The 19,406-nt window shown below is 42.5% G+C and carries 18 protein-coding genes; 1 reads left to right on the top strand and 17 read right to left on the bottom strand.

Annotated features, from left to right (window positions below):
* Positions 1-145 precede the first annotated feature (145 nt).
* Entirely contained in the window at positions 146-862 is a 717-nt protein-coding gene (locus tag IEW05_RS25575; RefSeq protein ID WP_194434091.1) for an ATP-binding protein, read from the top strand.
* Here the strand turns inward: IEW05_RS25575 and IEW05_RS04950 are convergent.
* From IEW05_RS04950 to IEW05_RS04870, 17 genes are all read right to left on the bottom strand, one after another.
* The gene (locus IEW05_RS04950) at positions 854-1,093 is read right to left on the bottom strand and encodes a hypothetical protein (protein WP_188536387.1); all 240 of its coding nucleotides are present in this window, start codon (positions 1,091-1,093) and stop codon (positions 854-856) included. The genes IEW05_RS25575 and IEW05_RS04950 overlap by 9 nt on opposite strands.
* Positions 1,094-1,187: 94 nt before the next feature.
* Positions 1,188-2,105: a M14 family metallopeptidase gene (locus IEW05_RS04945; RefSeq protein WP_229753264.1), complete on the bottom strand. Its 918-nt coding sequence runs from the start codon at positions 2,103-2,105 to the stop codon at positions 1,188-1,190.
* Positions 2,106-2,117: 12 nt separating this feature from the next.
* A complete protein-coding gene (locus tag IEW05_RS04940; RefSeq protein WP_188536385.1) occupies positions 2,118-2,747 on the bottom strand; it encodes a TraX family protein in 630 nt (209 codons plus the stop codon).
* Between the two features lie 176 nt (positions 2,748-2,923).
* Positions 2,924-3,739 (bottom strand): glutamate racemase, encoded by an 816-nt coding sequence (gene racE, locus IEW05_RS04935; RefSeq protein ID WP_188536383.1) that lies wholly within the window; start codon positions 3,737-3,739, stop codon positions 2,924-2,926.
* Between the two features lie 178 nt (positions 3,740-3,917).
* The gene (locus IEW05_RS04930; RefSeq protein ID WP_188536381.1) at positions 3,918-4,358 is read right to left on the bottom strand and encodes a YtxH domain-containing protein; all 441 of its coding nucleotides are present in this window, start codon (positions 4,356-4,358) and stop codon (positions 3,918-3,920) included.
* A gap of 125 nt (positions 4,359-4,483) precedes the next feature.
* Entirely contained in the window at positions 4,484-4,912 is a 429-nt protein-coding gene (locus tag IEW05_RS04925; protein WP_188536379.1) for a DUF86 domain-containing protein, read from the bottom strand.
* Positions 4,913-4,938: 26 nt separating this feature from the next.
* On the bottom strand, positions 4,939-5,226 hold the full coding sequence (locus IEW05_RS04920; RefSeq protein WP_188536377.1) for a Dabb family protein: 288 nt from the start codon (positions 5,224-5,226) through the stop codon (positions 4,939-4,941).
* 244 nt (positions 5,227-5,470) lie between these two features.
* Complete coding sequence (locus tag IEW05_RS04915; RefSeq protein ID WP_308420378.1) at positions 5,471-7,570, bottom strand: beta-galactosidase; 2,100 nt, start codon at positions 7,568-7,570, stop codon at positions 5,471-5,473.
* Entirely contained in the window at positions 7,570-8,622 is a 1,053-nt protein-coding gene (locus IEW05_RS04910; protein ID WP_229753263.1) for a glycoside hydrolase family 53 protein, read from the bottom strand. The genes IEW05_RS04915 and IEW05_RS04910 overlap by 1 nt, the downstream gene beginning before the upstream one ends.
* A 63-nt stretch (positions 8,623-8,685) precedes the next feature.
* On the bottom strand, positions 8,686-9,564 hold the full coding sequence (locus tag IEW05_RS04905; RefSeq protein WP_188536374.1) for a carbohydrate ABC transporter permease: 879 nt from the start codon (positions 9,562-9,564) through the stop codon (positions 8,686-8,688).
* A 17-nt stretch (positions 9,565-9,581) separates the two neighbouring features.
* Positions 9,582-10,475: an ABC transporter permease gene (locus IEW05_RS04900; RefSeq protein WP_188536372.1), complete on the bottom strand. Its 894-nt coding sequence runs from the start codon at positions 10,473-10,475 to the stop codon at positions 9,582-9,584.
* Positions 10,476-10,665: 190 nt separating this feature from the next.
* Positions 10,666-12,369: a type 2 periplasmic-binding domain-containing protein gene (locus tag IEW05_RS04895; RefSeq protein ID WP_188536370.1), complete on the bottom strand. Its 1,704-nt coding sequence runs from the start codon at positions 12,367-12,369 to the stop codon at positions 10,666-10,668.
* 113 nt (positions 12,370-12,482) lie between these two features.
* Entirely contained in the window at positions 12,483-14,123 is a 1,641-nt protein-coding gene (locus IEW05_RS04890; protein ID WP_188536368.1) for a response regulator transcription factor, read from the bottom strand.
* A gap of 23 nt (positions 14,124-14,146) precedes the next feature.
* Positions 14,147-15,901 (bottom strand): sensor histidine kinase, encoded by a 1,755-nt coding sequence (locus tag IEW05_RS04885; RefSeq protein ID WP_229753262.1) that lies wholly within the window; start codon positions 15,899-15,901, stop codon positions 14,147-14,149.
* Positions 15,902-16,087: 186 nt separating this feature from the next.
* Positions 16,088-17,401: a 6-phospho-beta-glucosidase gene (locus IEW05_RS04880; protein WP_188536365.1), complete on the bottom strand. Its 1,314-nt coding sequence runs from the start codon at positions 17,399-17,401 to the stop codon at positions 16,088-16,090.
* The gene (locus tag IEW05_RS04875) at positions 17,398-18,390 is read right to left on the bottom strand and encodes an N-acetylglucosamine kinase (RefSeq protein WP_188536363.1); all 993 of its coding nucleotides are present in this window, start codon (positions 18,388-18,390) and stop codon (positions 17,398-17,400) included. The genes IEW05_RS04880 and IEW05_RS04875 overlap by 4 nt, the downstream gene beginning before the upstream one ends.
* A 94-nt stretch (positions 18,391-18,484) precedes the next feature.
* Positions 18,485-19,363, bottom strand: coding sequence for an AraC family transcriptional regulator (locus tag IEW05_RS04870; RefSeq protein WP_188536361.1), 879 nt, complete (start codon positions 19,361-19,363; stop codon positions 18,485-18,487).
* Positions 19,364-19,406 lie beyond the last annotated feature (43 nt).

The raw sequence follows: 19,406 nt of genomic DNA, 5'->3' as shown, positions 1-19,406 counted from the left end.
TTGTCCGCTTATAAGCATTATGGGTATAACCCTATTAACATCTTCCTTGTTTTTTCGGACTTATCCTGCCTTATTCTCCATCACTTCCGGTGGATTGCTTATCATAAACATCCTATTATTTGTCTTATGCGACCGGGTCTTATGTGTGCAATCTGCGAAGAGTAAGAGCCAATTATTAGAACAACAAAACGCTTACTATGTAAATCAATATCTTATGACCAAAGAAATGCAAGAAGAGTCTTTTAAGTCTCAACATGACTTCAAAAATATCCTGGTGGGACTACGTGCAAAACTACAATCCGGTGTAGAAAAAAAGGATCTACATGAACTAGATAAACTACTTGGTAGTATGGAACACCCCGTAGGAGTCTGCCATAGTGGAAATTTAATTATTGACTCCATTCTCAATTACAAAAGACAAACCGCTGAAAAGTACCACATCCCTGTTACTTTCGATTTAAACATCCCACCACAGATGGAGCTTGATACAACAACAATCAGTGTTATTCTAGGAAATGCATTAGATAATGCAATTGAAGCGTGTAAAGAGAACGAGAATGTAGAGCGCCACATAAAAGTACATATGCAATATCTTAACGAAAGCTTGTTCATTCGTATTCAAAATCCGTATGTACATGAGATTCGCACCAATGCTAAGGGAGAGATTCGGACTTCGAAGACCAACAGGCAAGTTCATGGTATTGGTCTGAAAAATATTAAAAAAATCGTAGACGACTGTCATGGATTATCGAATATTTCTTATGACAATAATCTGTTTCAAATCGAAGTTGTTCTTTTTAATATTGAAAGAGCACCCGTATCAGTACCTGAAGCACAGGCAAGCGGGGTATACTCACGCTAAAGGATGCTTCCGTTCTGCCCGAGTGACGAACCAATTCATCAACAACGCAGTAACAGCCATATCGTCTATCGGTATTAGGGGCAATAAATCGGGGAGAACCCAGTACATCAAGGCTGGAATGACAAGTAATAGCTTGTCGATCAAGGGTATTCGTGAGGAGGCCAACAAAGGGGGCACACGGCGAAATATATGTAACCAACGGCGAAATGACCACATTTTCCTCCATTTCATGACTAAACCCTCCTTTTACAATATAAGATACCCCATTCTTTTTAAAAATGCACAAATAGGGGCGATAGACGCCCCAAACAAATACAATCCGGGGTCATCCCCGAACAAATTGAGCCAATATAGGTGCTACCTCTTCATAAATATCTAAAAATTGTTCTGGTGGAAGTGGGTTAACCCCTTCTCCCGCTTCCAGTGTGTATCCGGGACGTCTAAACTCATGAATGAACCAATCCTTATATCCCGCATCGCTTCCGGATAACTTAATAGCCTGGTACTTCCCCGCCGCTGCGATCTGAGCGGCCATTTCTTCCGCTCCATCTGGCTCCATCTCTCTATAATTCCAATACAACTCTCTTCCTTGCGTATGAATTGACATAACCCGATCGAAATTTCGAGATCTTGTCAGCTCGGCAAGACATATCGCCTCAGATTCGCAGAGTGGCTTCACACCACCATAATCCTGTGGTCCAGGCCCACTTGTTCCCCTGCGGCTTACTTCTTCTTCCCAGTACGCAGGAAACTGGTCATTCAGATCTACGCCACGAATGTTAGCTTTCCAGCGGCTAAAGTCACAATCACCACCGTTCCACTCCGCCAATTCATGCGCCAAAATGCAATCAGGCGGTATCCCATCCTGCGATAAATCTACACCATCAGGATTCACCATCGGGACAGCACATATCGTAACGTTTTCTAACCATGTTATAGCCTCTTTAGCAAAGGTCCCCTCTGAGCTAACAGACTGAGCAATCTCTTCGATAAATCGGAGCAACAGTGGTGCTGTGATCCATTCATTGGCATGAAACGCCGCATTGATATGCACCTGCTCCTTTCCAGTTCCAAGAAACAATGCGACAATTGATTTTCCCATTACACTGGTGCCTATTTCCTCTTTGCGGAGGAAATCGTATCTTACAAGAAGACGATCACATTGAGCGATGAAATCCAGGTACCGGTACCCACCATTTACTGAAATGATAGTCTGCGTATCCTCGTTAGCTGTAGACATCATTTGATCCCCCCTTTATTTTCCGATAAAGTATCCTATGATGACCAAAGCGGCAAGATGAACAGGATAAAAGAACCGCCATATCCACCCTGGCAAGGTTCGTGATTCTAACCTCCTCCATACTCCAGGTCCATATGCAATAAGAATCGTAGGGATGATACTGAACATCTGAATTACCCATCCGTAGACAAGCAAATAGGTCAAATTAAGCAACAAATGCATGATCAGAATCTGGTGAGATCTCGCATATCTGAATATAAGCACAAGTAACAGTCCATATGCCCCATATTCAAAAGGAAATACCTCTAGAAATATACATACCGTTGCAATAAGTAAAGTAGATACAACGCCTGATGGTATTGCGCGAAGTAAACGAAGTAAGAACATCGCAATCAAAAAGGATGCAACAACGTTTAATCCATTCGTACCAAAGGCTAATTGATAAGGAATCTGCGATAGTGCCGCAATACAGAACAGTCGAAACACGTATTTTGGATATGACGATGTATGAAGATATCCCTGTACCAATGCGTAAGCATAGAGGGGAAATGCAATTCGGCCAATCATTCTCCATAGAACCTGATCTGGAAAGAATAAGAGCCCGACGTGATCGATCAACATGGTAAGCATCGCAATGATTTGCATACTGATCCCCCTTTCGTCATTATTTATATACCCCAAAAAGGAAGCGTATACATAAAAGTTGGGAGTTATTCCTTCATCAGGTAAAACCCATTACTTCCAGCTAAAAAGCGCCGCTTTATTGTTATAAAAAAACCTTTGGCGGAGAACATCCGTCCAAAGGTAGTTTGCTATGAAAATCATGAAGGATTGGCGACCTGCCATACGATGGGTGTAAGTTCGATCTGATCTCCAAGCCACTGACAAGCGATTTTCCGAAACATTTCGGCATCACCGCTACAAATGAATTGATGAATGGGAAGATCATTGCCCCGAGCCAATTTCCCTTTCTGATACAACACGGTGCTGATCTCCCTTGCCGTTTCATCGGCTGAACTAATCAGTTTTACTTTCGGTCCCATGACTTCTTTGATTCTCTGCTTAAGAAACGGATAATGAGTGCAGCCTAAAATTAGACAATCAATGGGATGCTCCTTCATCTCTTTAAGAGAATCCCGAACAGTTTCTAATGCTTCAGGCGTTTCGTACAAGCCATGCTCCACAAGGGGAACAAGTGCTGGACATGCTTCACTATAAACATCAATAACCGGATTTAGCTCCTTCAACGCCATCGGGTATGCGCCACTTTGAACGGTGCCGATCGTACCGATGATCCCAATCTTCCCTGTCTTGGTCGCACTAATAGCAGCCCTTGCACCAGGATGGATAACTCCAATCACGGGAATCTTTACTTTCTCTTTAATATAATTCAGTGCAGACGCCGTTGCCGTGTTGCAGGCAATCACGATCATCTTCGGATCAAATTGAATCAAATAATCTACGATCTGCTCGGTAAACAAGGTAACTTCTTCAGGGGACCTAGGACCATAAGGAGCACGGGCCGAATCTCCAAAATAAATAATTTTCTCCCGGGGAAGTTGTCTCATAACTTCTTTAGCAACAGTTAAGCCTCCTACTCCCGAGTCTAATATTGCGATGGCTTGCTGCACGAACATACCGCTTCCTTTGTTGTTAGTTTAGAAATCTCTCCGTTACTTTATGTCTGTACAGCATAAAGCGTACCTAAATTTTAACCCAATTCATAAGGTGGCACAAGGATTGAGTCCTTTTTCCAGGCTTATACAACGTAAAAAGAGACCCGAACCGGGTCTCTTCGCACTTGGATGTCGCTTCTTATGAATTACTTTCCTCTTCAGAATCAGCAGCAATTTCAGCAACAACTTCGTCTTCAACCACTGTCACTGTTTCTTCTTCATCAGTAGAAACCCCAATCAGCGCGATCTGCTCTTCTTCTTCAGAGACTACGCTCTCATCAGAGAAGGATGATACTATCACAACCTTCTCCTCACTGTCTTCTTGTTTGCTAGCGCGCCATGCTTGGAAGTCATGAATGAGACCTTCTGTAGTATCCTTCACCTTTTCAGCCAATATAGCACTTTGTTCGCCCACTTTTTCTGCAACTTCCGCTGTTTTCTCACCAACTTGGCGAGCACCTACAGCGATATCCTTACGTAACTCACGCCCTGGCTTTGGAGCGAACAGCAACGCTGTCACCGAACCAACAACCGTACCAATTGCCGCACCCCATAACCAACCTTTGTTCCCTTTGCTCATTTTCCATCTCTCCCTATTTGGCATCACCTAGCACAACCCAGGGCTAATGCCTATATAATTAATTCATTATAAGCAACTACGGATTGTCCCGACACTCGTTTCAGCCCAAAATTTTTGATCGCTTGTCAAGATGTGATTTCTTCTTTATCTAAGTAAAGACGAATCTGCTCAGAATAAGCTTCCAACCAAGTCGGAAGTGTACGTGTAAGATCTTGAGCAGCTTGTCCATCCCAATCGATATAATCTTGTACTAATGGTTTGCGTAGCCGAACTAGTTCAGTCAATATCGAATGTAAATCACCCGCTATAACACCTTCACCATAAATGATTTCAATAATATCTTCATAGCTGCTAGCATCCCTCATAATAAAACCGTCAATTAAGTAGCTCCCTACATCCGTAACCACTTCAATCGCCAGATGAAGAGCTCGTCCCGCGGCATAACGCTGGATAAGCGAATTGTCATGCTGAGAGGAGACAGCTTTAAGGACTTCTACAAGTTCAGGTAGTACATTCAATCTACGTTCAATTTGTTCTCGATTCACGTAGTACATAGAATTCCTCCTCTAGCCTTGCAATATTAAAATTCATAATCGACAGCTACTGAGTTTTCACGTACTTCATTCATGTACTGGATTACCTTCTGATGCTCTGGATGGATTTGATATCCTTGCAAGTCTTCTAGTGAATCAAAAGTCGCCACGAGAGCAATGTCGTAAGAACGTGCAGAATGGATTACATCGAGACCGATTTCCAGACTACGAAGTTGTTCAACTTTACCTTCTAAACCACGGAGCACCTTAGCAGTTCTCTCTACATTTTCCGTAGAAGAATCTTTTAATTTAAAGAATACGATATGTTTAATCATAGCTCGCAACTACTCCTTTGCATCATTATTACTACAAACAAACGATTGATTTATAGTATGTATCAAAAATATATCATAACGATACGCGGGGTGGAAGCGTAGTACTTCATTTATACTTTTATTAAGACGTTTAACCGTGAATCAAGATATTAGAAAGACACTTATCGAACGAAAAACAGTAATCTAACAAGGGTTGTTATATCGATCACCCCTTGTTGACTACTGCTTGTTCGTTTCTTTACTATTAGGTTCTTGTTCTTCGAAGAACGACGACCTCATATGCAGTAAGTTGAAGCTGCGATGAGTCAATAGGCTCGCCGGTTAATTGGTGGATGTACATCGATTCGTCCAGTACCACCTGCTGTGCCTCGCTCGTAAAGTTCATCACAAAGATATAATCTTGCTCACCATCGGTTCGTAGTTGCGCGGTTACACCCTTTGGAAGCACAGTATCAATGGATCGAGACAATTGTAAACTATGAATCAATGAAGCATAAAAATCATCATAAAATGGCTGAGTGTTACGAGAAGCTATATAATATGCTTGCCCCTGGCCCAAGGAATTTACGGTTAATGCAGGACGGCCTGCGTAAAAATCATCACCGTATGAAGCTAGTACCTCGGCTCCTTCTGTATGAATCAAGTCGCATAAATCAATAGCTTCATACGTGGTATTAAGACCAAGTTTATTATCACCAACGGGAATAACCCGATTAATTTCTCCATCATACAATCCATCGATTTCTTCCGACCAGATTCCGAGCGTCTTTCTTAAAGGTCCTGGGAATCCGTCTAGGAAGCAAAGATCGCTCTCATTCACAATACCGGACCAATACGTAGCAACAAAAGTCCCTCCCGCTTCAACAAACCGCTCAATTCGCTCTCCAACACCCGGACGGACCATATATAACATCGGGGCGATGATTAGCTTGTACTTTGAGAAGTCGCATTCCATATCGATCATATCGACTGCAACCCCTTGCTCCCAAAAAGCTTGATAATGCCAGCTCACGGTCTCATCATGCTTCATCCCACTGTGCCAATCCGGAGCATTCGGATCTGTACCGATGTTTCGAGGACCTTGAGAATCTTTGATCGCCCACCGATTCTCCCAATCAAAAATGATGGCTACTTCAGCGGGTACACTCGTTCCGACAATATCTTCAAGCCGTTCAAGGGCATCGCCCACATCTGTAACATCCTGAAATACACGCGTATGCTCATGTCCCACATGATCGACAACAGCTCCATGTAATTTTTCGCTTGACCCTCTGCTCTTCCTCCATTGGAAATATTGAACCGTATCGGAACCATGAGCAACGGCTTGCAAAGAGGATAACATATGCATCCCTGGCTTCTTAAGCTTGCTAACCGCTTGCCAATTCGTCATGCTTGGCGTGCTCTCCATTAGCATAAACGGCTTGCCGCCTTTTAAAGAGCGATTGATATCGTGCACCATCGAAATCCAGGCACCTTGCTCGTGATCATGCTTCTGATCATGCCAAGTAGGATAGTTGTCCCATGAGATAACATCCAGTACATCGGCGAATTTCCAGTAGTTCAGCCCTTCATAGACACCCATCAAATTCGTTGTCACAGGCAAATCGGGGCGGAACTTTCGTAATGGTGCAATTTCATGTCTGCAAAAATCCACCGTCTGGTCTGTCACGAATCGTCGCCAATCCAGATTCATCGCATGGACCTGCGTCTCACCATGCGGAGCAGGGGATTCAATTTGCTTCCAATCTGTAATCGTATGACTCCAGAACGTCGTCCACCAAGCATGATTCAACGTTTCCAAAGTTCCATACTTGTTCTGTAACCACTGTCGAAATGCCTCCTGACAATAGGAGCAGTGACAATCACCGCCGAATTCGTTGGAAATATGCCAACCGATCACGGCAGGATGATTACCATAACGCTCCGCCAGCTTTTCATTCATCACACGTGTTTTTTCACGATATACCGGAGAGGTATAACAATGATTATGGCGGAAACCGTGCAGATTCCTTACGCGGTTCTGCCCAACACGAAGTACCTCAGGATATTTAACAGACATCCAGGCAGGACGAGCACCGCTTGGCGTTGCTAGGAATACATAAATTTCATTCTCGGCGAACGAATCAAGTAGCTTATCCAGCCACTCAAACGTATACATGCCTTCTTCTGGTTCTAAAGATACCCATGAGAATATCCCTACAGACATCACATTGCATTTGGCTAGCTTCATTAAGCGAATATCTTCCTTCAACACCTCAGGATATCGCTGCCATTGATCCGGATTATAATCAGCACCATGCATCATGCGTGGTAGTGAGCTGCTAATCGGAGGATATTTCTTCATTATCTTTCGTCCCCTTCAGTTATAGATTCAAGTGTCCCAAGCTTGCGTCCTTCATAATCGAACAAGGTTAAGTTCGACCAATTATTGTCATGTCCAACAGACCATTTTTCTTTAGCAGGAATCCATGCTGGCTCCCACCAATAGTAGCCAATCCCTCGCCCACCTGGTGTTTGCTTAATGACATGGACCAAATCCTGTAGATACTTCGTTTGTCCTTCAACCGTCGCAGCGTATCCCTCATGTAATTGCTCTTCCTTTTCAACAATCAACGGAAATCCCTCTCGAGGATCTAGTGTCCAAGGATATGCGGTTTCAACAACAATAATATCTTTATTGTAACGTAAGGATAGATTCTCTAAATTATTACGCAAATCTTCTAAAGTGCCGTGCCACCAAGGATAATAAGAAAGACCAATCGTATCGAATATCACTTCGAATTGAGCAAAACGATCATAAAAGTACTGACTTGCCCCTAGATCAGCGCCCCGATCAATATGAATCATGATATTCAGGTTCGTATCCACGGACTTCGCTCCGGCAATACCTGACTTCACAAGCTGCGTAAACCCATCCCATTGCGTATCTGTATCACATTCTCCATCTACTTTTCCATCTTTCCAGAGCATTCCTGGAGTAATTTCGTTCCCGATTTGCACCATATCTGGCAAGGTTCCTTGCATCTTCAGTGCATCTAGTACATCATACGTATATTGATAGACAGCTGCCTTTAGGCCCTCGAAATCAAGACTTTCCCACGCCTGAGGTTTCCATTGATTCGCCGGATCAGCCCATTTATCGGAATAATGAAAATCAAGTAAAAAATGCATACCTAACGCTTTAATACGTTTGGCCATCAGCAGTGTTCGATCCAAATTACAATAACCACCTGAAGGATCATTCCATATCCGTAATCGAATCGATTTCACACCACTTTCATGCAAAATGACGAGGCCATCTTTTCTCTCTTCCCCTTCATAATAAGTCCCGCCAGATTGTTCTATTTCATCTAAAAAAGAGACATCCATTCCATGAATAAATGAATTCAATTTCAAAATTCAACATCCTCCTTGCGTCTTTTTGAAAAAAAGAACCGGTTCTCAGCGACTCTTCCAAGCTTATTCCTTCACCGAACCAACGACTAGACCTTTCACGAAATACTTTTGCATAAATGGATAAATGATCAACACCGGCAACGCCCCAATAAAGATCTGGGCACTATTCACCGTCTTCTGAGAGATCAAGTCCATCGTTACCGGATCCAAACTTAATGAACTCATATCCCGTTGAATAATGACGGTCTGCAAAAATGTCGCAAGCGGATATTGTCCCGGGGCATTCGTATACAATAGACCATCAAACCAAGAGTTCCAGTGAAATACAATACTGAATAGTCCTAGAGTCGCAATCGCCGGTTTGGATACCGGTAAGAAGATGGAGAACAATGTTTTGAAATGACCTGCGCCATCAATTAACGCAGCCTCTTCCAGCTCCTTTGGAATCCCTCGAAAGAAGTTCATCATTAATATCGTTAGATATATATTGACCGCACCTGGTAATACAAGAGCCCAGAAAGAACCCATGAGACCGACTTTTTGAATCATGATATAAAAAGGAACGAGCCCTCCATTAAACACCATTGCGAAAACAAACAACCAAGAATATACGTTACGTCCCTTAAATCGATTGTTCTCTCTCGATAACGGGTAGGCTGCCAAGAAGGCAAGCAATAACGTAAGCCCCGTTCCGATAACTGTTCTTTTTATTGATACCCATAAGGACAGAATAAATGCAGGATTATTCATCGTCTTCTTGTAAGCTTCTAATGTGAAATCAACAGGCCACAAACTCACAATATTGGCATCAGCTGCTGACTTCGCACTAAATGATACGGCTAGAACGTGAACAAGCGGTAAGACACATAAAAGTGAAATAATAAATAGCCCCGTATAGTTAAACATCGCGAATATGCGATAGGATTTGGTTTTATGGTACATGTCCTCTCACTCCGTTCTTAGAAAATTCGGTAATTTGCCCATTTATACGCTAATCGATAGGAAATCACGATGAGGATCATACTAATCACCGATTTAAACAATCCCACCGCTGTACCAAGTCCTAAATCTCCGCTTAAAATCCCTGTACGATATACGAAGGTATCGATAATATCACCTTTTTCATAGACAAGTGGATTATATAAGTTGAAAATCTGGTCAAATCCCGCATTTAAAATGTTACCGAGTGCAAGTGTTCCTACAACAATCGCCATGGGAATCATCGACGGAATCGTAATGTGCCGGGTTTGCTTCCAACGGCTCGCCCCATCCACTTCAGCTGCTTCATACAAAGAAGGATTGATGCCGGCTAATGCAGCAAGAAATACGATTGTGCCATAGCCAAACTCTTTCCATGCATCCGTCACAATGACTGTGACTCGGAACCAGCTTCCATCTCCCAAGAAGAAGATTGGGGACAATCCTATAGCTTCTAACGCACGATTGACTAAGCCCCCATCCGTTGATAGGATGTCAACCAGAATACCGCCTAGAATGACCCAGGATAAAAAGTGCGGTAAGTAGACCAAGGTCTGCACATAACGTTTAAAAAATTGCTTCCGCACTTCGTTGAGGAATATCGCAAAGACAAAAGGAGCCCCCAGGTTAACTATGATCTTTAGAACGGCGATAATCAGCGTGTTCCAAATCACTTGCATGCTGTCCTCTCGTTCGAATAGTAAACGAAAGTTCTCAAATCCCACCCAAGCAGACCCTGTAAAACCCAGTGCAGGTTTATAATTTTGAAAAGCTATGACGATTCCAGCCATCGGCAGATAGCTAAATACTAGTAAAAATATAAGTGATGGTAAAATCATTAAATGGAACTGCCAATTCATCTTGAGCTGTCTCATTAATCCACTCCCTCTCGTTGTTTTTATATTGAACATCCACATTATAGCAACGGTCTATTTCCTGCGAAAACATGACTAAACCAACATTGATGGCACTATTACAACCACTTTTGAAAAAAGAGGCTTTCGAGACAAAAAAAGCGAAAAACCCTTGATAAATCAAGGATTCTTCGCGTAATAAAATTCATATTTATTTCACTGAACTATACCATTCGTTTACTTCTTTTGTAACCTGCTCGCCACCAGATTTTTTCCAATTCGCAACAAAGCTATCGAAGGCATCTAGTGGTTTTTGACCGTAAATAATTTCGTTAAAGGTTTGCAACTCGATTTTTTTGAGGTAATCCCATTTCGTTTTCATCGTTTCTGTTGTAGGACCCGTGAACATATCCATATACGAAGCATCTGGCTGAGACATCACGACCTTGGCAGCTGCCGGAGTCTCCTTACCAAAGTTATTCGCGAGATCTTTCTCTACACGAGTCTCTGGTGTCTTTCCATCCGCAAGCTCCATAAGTGCCTTCATCTGTGCATCTGGAATCCGAGCACCGTCACGTACAAGGAAATAACGAACAACGTTGACTTCTCCGCCTGGTACATCGTCTAGATATACTGGATTTCCATTCGCATCTAGATCATAATCATATCCTTTAAAAATACCAATATCATATTGGCTTCCCACTTGTGGATTGGCGATATTATCATACATATAGTTTTCGTAAGTAAAGAATGCTTCAGGATTCTTCATATCTTTGTTGATCAGAACGACGGCGCTGGAGAAAGAAGTCCCATGACGTCCCGCTTTCCCATCTGCTCCCATTGGCAGTGCGATAGGTTTCCATACAGCATCTTTCACGTTCTTCGCAGTATCAACAAGCGGCCAACCACTCATCCAATACGGACCAGGAATGATTCCTGCCGTTCCAGCAACTGCCGGCTCTGCTGTTTTATTCTCGTCCCAAAGGGCTGCTTCTTTCGGAATATATCCTTTTGTATACCATTCATTCAGTTTTTGTAGACCTTGCTTCATTCCCGGATTAACTGACCCGTATTCCAATGTTTGATCCGTACCCTCATTCCATTGTTGTGGAATGGTACCAAAAGCACCAAAGACCCAGGAAGGATCACCCATCCATGTATTCATCGAAGATTTGAACCCAATACTAAGAGGTACAACTTTATCTGGTGCTAGGCCGTCAGGATTGTTATTTTTGAATGCTTCCATTACTGCTTCGAGTTCTTCTAAAGTCGTTGGGGCCTTCATGTTAAGCTTATCGAGCCAATCTTGACGAATCCATAGAATATAATCGTTGTTATAGGCGTAATCCAGGACAGGGATTCCCATCTTTTCGCCATCCTTCATATATGGATTCCATACCGAAGGATCGAGCTCCATGGATTTCTTCCAAGTATCATTTGCATATTTGTCAAACAATGAACCTACTTCACGGAAATAACCGGACTCAACCAAGTCGGATACGAGTTGCTTGTCGTTATTTCCGACAACAAGAACATCAGGCATTTTCTGTCCGGAAGACATCGCTAAGCGGAGCTTCGTTGCAAACGCATTGTTCGTATCTGTTACGGACCACAGTGATTTAATTTCGATACCGAAGGTATCTAGCGCCCATTTCGTCGCAACGTTATTTTCAATGGTTTCACCGTTCTTAAATTGAACCGCAGGATCGACACCCCATGCTGTCGTAATCGTAACTGCTGGATCATACTTGTCTTTTAGCGCTGATTCCTCAGTTGCTGCCACCTCGTTATTAACCGGTGTTTCACTGCTTGCCGTCTTATCATTGGTCTTGCTGCTACCGCATGCCGTTAATGCTGTAATTACAAGAATAAGACTTAATACAAGAAATAATTGTTTCTTTACAGTGCTTAACATATTGCGCCCCCTCCATCTTGACCTCATGTCTTGCTTACAAATTTAGTATAGTGTCTGGGAAAGAGCAGTCCTATGATAATATCCTAAGATCTATGCACCTTTTACAACCTCTTCTATTGATCACGGAACTCTTGAGGCGTCATTCCATAAAACTTCCGAAAGATCTTACTGAAATATTGTGGATTCTGATAGCCAAGCTCCTCGGTAATCTCATAGATTTTCTTGTGCGAATGTTTCAATAGATAATGAGCTTGCTCCATCCGCATGCGAATAATATAGTTACTCAAACTCTCACCGGTTTCTGCTTTATACACTTTCGATAAATACACGGGATGCAAATATACTTTATCGGCAATGGTCTTCACCGAAATATCTTGACGATGCATTTCCGAGACTAGCTCCTGTACCTGTTTCACCAAATTGCTCTTCGCATACTCGTCACTTACGGTAAGCTCCGAACGCAGTTTTTCCAGCATCTGAATCGACCACCCCTGTAGCTTATCCAAGGATTGAACGACATAAGGGTCATGCAGCATATCCATACTTGAATGATCAATTTCATAAATAAATTGACCTTGCTTGTGTGCCGTATACATAAAGGCATTCGTAATATACAGAAACACTTCATACAAATGCTCTCGGGAATAATTCACCTTACCTAGATGTGCAAAAACTTCCGTAATCTTCTCTGCAGCTGAATCCCATTGTTTAGATTCTAGTAAATGAATAAGTGTTGGCGGTTTATACATAAATTCGTTCAAGTTAATTTTCATGTCCGTTATTTGCAATTGATCTTCTAAATAGACAACTTCTCCAAATGCATAATTCCTACTCGAATAATAACTGCTAATTCCCCTACGATAGGTTGCAGCAATCTCACCAGGGAAGTGAAACCATCCAGATACCATCAATGACAGATCCGCATTTAGATAGTTCCCCGCTTCTTCACAGAATTTCTTCATAAGTGATTCCAACAATCTCCGTCTAGCTAGCTTGTAATCCGTTAATTGGCTAAGTTCCTGCTCTGTTTCGCGCTTTAACTGAACCATCAAAATCAGGCAATCATGTGGTGCCTTGCCATACCAAACATGCATCGATTCCGAGAAAATCTCTTCAGCCATCTTCCCTACAGCATATTCCATCAGTGTCATGCTATTTCGATCGCTCTCATCATACGGGTTCCCGTATTGTAGTAAGATAAACGAGGTCTGTTGATCCACAGTAAATGGAATTTCATATTGTGACAGCTTACTTTCCAAACTCTTTGAAGATAGATGCCTACCTAGCAATAAATCATGCAATAAATTGCCACGTAAGACGCCATAATCGGACTTCAAATGATACAAAAGGGTATGGTACTTGTCCGCTTTCTCCCATTCATCCTTCAATGTTTCAATCATCTGAACAATGCTATGTACAAATTCCTCATCATCTACCGGCTTCAAGATATAATCAAATGCCTGCAATTGGATCGCTTTCCGCGCATATTCGAAATCCGAATATCCTGTTAATAGCATGCATTGTATATGAGGCCATTCTTCCATAATGACCTTTATCAACTCCAGACCTGTCATCCCCGGCATCCGAATATCTGTTACCACAATATCGATATCATGCATTTCAAGTATCGCTAAGGCCTCTTTCCCGGAAGCCGCTCGATAAACCTGTTCAACGCCAATCTCTTGCCAAGGAATCGTTAATGCTAAACTTTCCGTCACATACGTTTCATCATCAACAAGCAATATGTTTATCATGTAGAACCATCTCCCTAAACGTACTAATGCTCTTTCTTCACGTTGTGATCTGGTATCCAGCTCAGCTGTATCTTAAGACCACCTAACGAAGAATGCTCCAGGTGAATCCTTGCCTGTTCACCGAAACGTAAATAAAGCCGCTGCTGAACATTCCATAACCCATAGCCAAACTCATCCTCTTTCGGTTTGGATAACCGATGAACTAGCGCAAACATTTTTTCCGAGGTGAGACCTACTCCGTTATCCTCCACGATAATGCAGGCCACACCTTGTTCTTGCGAAACAACGATGCGAATTTCCCCTGCTTCAGGATATGGTTCAATGCCATGCAGAACGGCATTCTCAACGAGTGGCTGAACAATAAGTGGTGGAATAAGTAACGGATCCATCCCCTCAGCGACTTCGATCGAATAGGACAAGCGATTCATACGCATCTGCTGAATATCCAGATAATTACGAACAAACTCCAGTTCCTCCTGAATGGATACAAAATTCTTCTCCTGCCTAGTCGTATAGCGATAATATTTGGCCAATGCTTGGCTCATCGCTATGACCGACTGATAATTCTGCAGTTTTGCCATACTTGAGATAAACGAGAAACAATTATAGAAAAAGTGCGGGTTAATTTGAGATTGGAGCTGCTTTAACTTGGCTTCTCTTACATGGATCTGCTCCAGATAGACTTTTTCGAACAATGATTGTATTTGCTCGACCATCGAATTAAACCTTGTAAAAAGAAAATGGAACTCTGTTTTTCCTTTCCCTTTAGGGTGTAGTCGAACAGAATAATCCCCATTCTGCAATTTCTTAAAGCTGATCATCAGCTGCTTCACAGGGACTTGAACCTGACCATACAACATATAAGCCATGAGACAGCTCATTAACAACAACGAACCGACTATAATATAAAATAGTTGATTCGTCTGGTGAACAGGGCCAAGTATATCGGATACTGGCATATAATCAATGAGGTACCAGCCAATCGTCTCAGCAAGCGCCATATTCACCATATACTTTTCACCTTCAAGTTCAACGGTTGCATATCCGCTATCTTCAATTGACTTTTCGTGTTTCAGTTGATTAATCAATTCACTACCTAACGCTTTGTCCGATGTACTGTTGAAAATAATGCCAGACTCTGGGTTGTAGAATAAGGGGTCTCGACGCCCGTCGCGCTTGAAATCATCAAGCATATCCGAAATATTCTGACTATCAAAACTAACTTCTAATAGGATTCCTTCAATATTTTTATCTTTAAAAGAGTTATAGGGCTGTGCGGTCATCAATGAAAAGCGATAATTGCCCGGTTCATCCAACTCAACTACTTGCCAGCCGGATTTCAGCCGTTTTTTTAACGCCGCCTCATCATACGCTTTGGCGTCCTTTACAGTAATCTCCCGCTGCAATGTAGGCGAATAAATCGTCAGCTCACTTTTCCAATCCGATGAACTCTGTTGAATACTCAACTTGCTTTGAATTCGTTTTATCAACGAAATCGTCTGTAGATCCAGATCCTTCATAGGATCAAAATAATCTCGAAGCGTGCTGATATCAGGATCCTGGATCAGTAGATTGGGCCACATTCCCATCAACTCTATTGTTGAATCTACTTGATTTTGAAAGAATCGGAGCTGATTTGTATTCGAACGATTCAGTTCTGTATCCAGTACATTTACGCTAATTTTATTCGAATACGCATAAACACCGATAATGGGGAGCAACATGGCAAGCAATAATAATACGATTTTTCGAAATAGATTTACTCTTGGCATACTCATTCATACCTTTCCATTCATTGCACAAATTATCTACATCATAAACGAACTTGGAAGCGGATACAACAACGAACTTCCTCATCACTAGCTATATCTAGGACCAATATGTAATCCATGAAGGGGAGATAAACGCAAAAAAAGGACCCCAATTCAGGGTCCTTTTTAAAATAGCTTTCTTGGTATTCCCAATTATTCCTCTGAAAAAAAGTTTGGTAGATATTGCTTGTGAGCTTCGAGCATTTCATCTAAGATTTCTTTAGCCGTGGAAACGGAAGGTATTAATGGATGATGTGCTAAGGCTTGAAGCGCCAATCCACGATCCCCGCTTACGGCAGCATCGATAGCTGTGCTTTCATATGTTTTCACCGCTGTCAGTAGTCCTTTGACATGTGCAGGAATATGCTTAGGAACTAAAGGAATTGGCCCAAGTGCGGTCACTACACAGTTAACCTCGATACTAGCATTCTCAGGTAAGAAATCATATACCCCGCCGTTTGGCACATTCAGAGTTTGGATATCATTACGTCCAAGATACAGGGATTGCATCAAATGAACCGCTGCTTCGGAATAATAAGCTCCGCCACGTTGCTCCAGTTGTTTTGGTTTGTCTTCAAGGGATTCATCCTTGTACAGTTCAAACAATTCTTTCTCAACCCGGCTGACCACATCCGCCCGAGTGCCATTTTTTTGTAGCGAATCCTTCATCTCTTCAAACATTTCCGTCATCATATAGAAATACTTAAGATAGTACGTTGGTACGGCACCTAGGGACTGTAGAAATTCTGGATCCCAGCCCATTGTTGGAACATTTTTGGCCGAATATTCGGTCTTGCCCTGTAACAATTCTGGTAAACGTTCCTTCCCATCAACTAATGCCGAAGTTACCCAATGCAAATGATTGATCCCTACAAATTCAGGTAGAACATGATCTTCACTTACATTGTAAGCTTCAGCTAAGAACTTCTTGAAGTTAATCGGTGAATTACACAGACCAACTGTTTTGACCCGAGAATATTTAGTTACCGCTTCAGTTACCATACCTGCAGGGTTCGTAAAGTTAAGCATCCATGCGTCTGGAGCCAGTTCTTCGATATCTCTACAAATATCTAGGATAACCGGGATCGTTCTAAGTGCTTTGAACATCCCCCCTGGACCTGTTGTCTCCTGTCCAACAACTCCATAGGAGATTGGAATATGCTCATCTAGCTTCCGTGCTTCAAGTTGACCCACACGCATTTGTGTTGTAACAAAATCCGCACCTTTGATCGCTGTCCGTCTATCCAATGTCAGATGAACATCAATTGGTAAACCCGATTTGCGTACCATACGTTTTGCTAAGTTCCCAACAATTTCAAGCTTTTGTCTACCTTGTTCAACATCGACCAACCAAAGCTCGGAAATCGGCATTTCGTCATATCCCTTGATCAAACCTTCGACCAATTCAGGTGTGTAAGATGATCCTCCACCAATAACCGTAATTTTAATTGCTTTCTTGTCATTCATCGTGTAATTACCCCTTTCAAATTAGAAAATGATAACTCATTCAAGTTGTTCAAAACTTCAGGACCTACTTCAAAATTAGCACAGTCCATCGCACTTAATACCGCTCCAGCCACAGGCTCCATCGTAATTCTCGTAATTTTAACATGCGGTACGGTTTGTCTCAGTGTTTGCTCAAGTGCTTCAACCATCGTTGTATTCTGGCTTTTGGCTAGAACACTTCCACCAAGGACGACGTCAAAAGAATCATCTTGCATCCCTAGTCTATGGATTAGTGCAGCTACAGCATTACCATGTTCTGCGCCTTGCTCCTTAAGAACTTCAATAGCTACTTCGTCTCCCAAGTCGGCTGCTTCAAACATCAGCTCAGCTAATTGTAGGGGCGGGTAGTAATTGTTATCCAAGGCGGCATCAAGCATCGCTGGAACACTCGGAAATCCCGTTGCTTTCAATACCAGGTCACTAAGTACAGTCGGCGCGCCACGCCTGTCCCACGCGCGAACCGCGGAACGAAAAGCATAATTAGCTAAATCTCTTCCCGAGCCTTGACCGTCGCCAAATAAAAAGCCGAATCCTCCATACAATAGTTCTTCCCCAGCTCGATTACGTGCTGCAGCGTTAAACCCCGTACCACTAATGACGACGGCTCCATAATGATTGGCTGTTCCTGCACGCATGGCGATCATCGTATCACAAGCAATACTATATTTAGGGAATCCCAGTTTAGCGATCATGGGGCGAAGTATCTTATAATCTGGTTCACGATCAGCCCCCGCTAATCCAAAATACGCATATGTCAAATCTTGAGGTGCAACACCGGCTTCTTGGAGCGCCTGGTGACAGGCTGATGCAATATTCTCTTCTGCCAACTTAGGGTTGGTCTGATGATTTCCATTACCGCTGGCTCCGCGGCCGAGTGTCTCGCCCTTTTCATTCACGATCAAACTATAAGTCTTACTTCCACCTGCATCAACACCCAAAAAAAGCTTCATTCATGCATCGCTCCCTTCTTCTTAATAGTACAAAAAAAGGACCTTGCGTTCTTCTGCAATAGTCCTCATTTGTGATACTATCTTACTGTTTAGATTAGGTTCCACCTCTTATCCGCCGAAGGTGACCTGTCGGAGATACCCCCATATGCTGTAGAAATAAACGATTAAAATTTGATAAATTACGAAATCCACTTGCTTCAGCAATGTTGAGAATGCTCTGTTCTCCCTGTTCCAGCATCTCTACTGCATGCTCCAGACGTAGTTGTACTAAATAATTCATCGGCGAGGTACCAACCACCGTGTTAAAAAGGGCACTAAATCGAGATGGACTTAAATGCACCAGATTAGCAAGTTCTTTCAACGTCCACGGATATGAAACCTGCGACTCCATAACACCAATCACATTTCGAATCTGCTCCAAATGTTTGGTATTCGCGCGCAGCTTCTCGCCTTCCTCATTCTTGAAACAACGATTTATATCTGTCAGGAACAGCAGTAATAACCCGTGAAGCGCCGAACTATAACCACGCTCAGCAGCTTTATATTCCCGTTGCATATCAGCAATATATTTAGTTAGTCTTTTGCTACTTTGGTGCTTATGAGAAATTTGATTAGAGAAGTGTGTACCCGTACTTCGAAAAGGACGTAAGATTTCGTGATCATACCGTTGTTCCGAGACTAGCAGTGTCGGTTCAAACATCACAATGACCATTTCCAGGTCCTTACCTTCATACGCTCGATGCAAATCATCGGAATCGATTAAGAATAGATCCCCTTCTCCAAAGGGATATTCTCTGCCGTTAATAATATATATTCCACTCCCTCTCGTGATCCAGTTAATCTCCAGCGCTCGATGCCAATGCAATCTCTGAAAAGAGGGACTTACCCCTTGGGATGTCGATACCATCATCGGAAACTGAGTAGGAAGATGAATATGATCACGTTGTATAGATGAAGGAAATGACGGTTTCATTTGAAGACCTCCCACGCAATATGCCTATATCTTATTGAACCAT

Origin of the sequence: Paenibacillus segetis (assembly GCF_014639155.1) — a bacterium.
Classification (GTDB): domain Bacteria; phylum Bacillota; class Bacilli; order Paenibacillales; family Paenibacillaceae; genus Fontibacillus; species Fontibacillus segetis.
This window is presented reverse-complemented; position numbering and strand designations above follow the sequence as displayed.

Coding starts and splice junctions, on each gene's coding strand:
- IEW05_RS04925 (WP_188536379.1), bottom strand. CDS start 4,912: ATGTACTACGTGAATCGAGAACAAATTGAACGTAGATTGAATGTACTA.
- IEW05_RS04920 (WP_188536377.1), bottom strand. CDS start 5,226: ATGATTAAACATATCGTATTCTTTAAATTAAAAGATTCTTCTACGGAA.
- IEW05_RS04870 (WP_188536361.1), bottom strand. CDS start 19,363: ATGAAACCGTCATTTCCTTCATCTATACAACGTGATCATATTCATCTT.
- IEW05_RS04915 (WP_308420378.1), bottom strand. CDS start 7,570: ATGAAGAAATATCCTCCGATTAGCAGCTCACTACCACGCATGATGCAT.
- IEW05_RS04890 (WP_188536368.1), bottom strand. CDS start 14,123: ATGATAAACATATTGCTTGTTGATGATGAAACGTATGTGACGGAAAGT.
- IEW05_RS04905 (WP_188536374.1), bottom strand. CDS start 9,564: ATGTACCATAAAACCAAATCCTATCGCATATTCGCGATGTTTAACTAT.
- IEW05_RS04945 (WP_229753264.1), bottom strand. CDS start 2,105: ATGATGTCTACAGCTAACGAGGATACGCAGACTATCATTTCAGTAAAT.
- IEW05_RS04950 (WP_188536387.1), bottom strand. CDS start 1,093: ATGAAATGGAGGAAAATGTGGTCATTTCGCCGTTGGTTACATATATTT.
- racE (WP_188536383.1), bottom strand. CDS start 3,739: ATGTTCGTGCAGCAAGCCATCGCAATATTAGACTCGGGAGTAGGAGGC.
- IEW05_RS04880 (WP_188536365.1), bottom strand. CDS start 17,401: ATGAATGACAAGAAAGCAATTAAAATTACGGTTATTGGTGGAGGATCA.
- IEW05_RS04930 (WP_188536381.1), bottom strand. CDS start 4,358: ATGAGCAAAGGGAACAAAGGTTGGTTATGGGGTGCGGCAATTGGTACG.
- IEW05_RS04900 (WP_188536372.1), bottom strand. CDS start 10,475: ATGAGACAGCTCAAGATGAATTGGCAGTTCCATTTAATGATTTTACCA.
- IEW05_RS04940 (WP_188536385.1), bottom strand. CDS start 2,747: ATGCAAATCATTGCGATGCTTACCATGTTGATCGATCACGTCGGGCTC.
- IEW05_RS04885 (WP_229753262.1), bottom strand. CDS start 15,901: ATGAGTATGCCAAGAGTAAATCTATTTCGAAAAATCGTATTATTATTG.
- IEW05_RS04875 (WP_188536363.1), bottom strand. CDS start 18,390: ATGAAGCTTTTTTTGGGTGTTGATGCAGGTGGAAGTAAGACTTATAGT.
- IEW05_RS04895 (WP_188536370.1), bottom strand. CDS start 12,369: ATGTTAAGCACTGTAAAGAAACAATTATTTCTTGTATTAAGTCTTATT.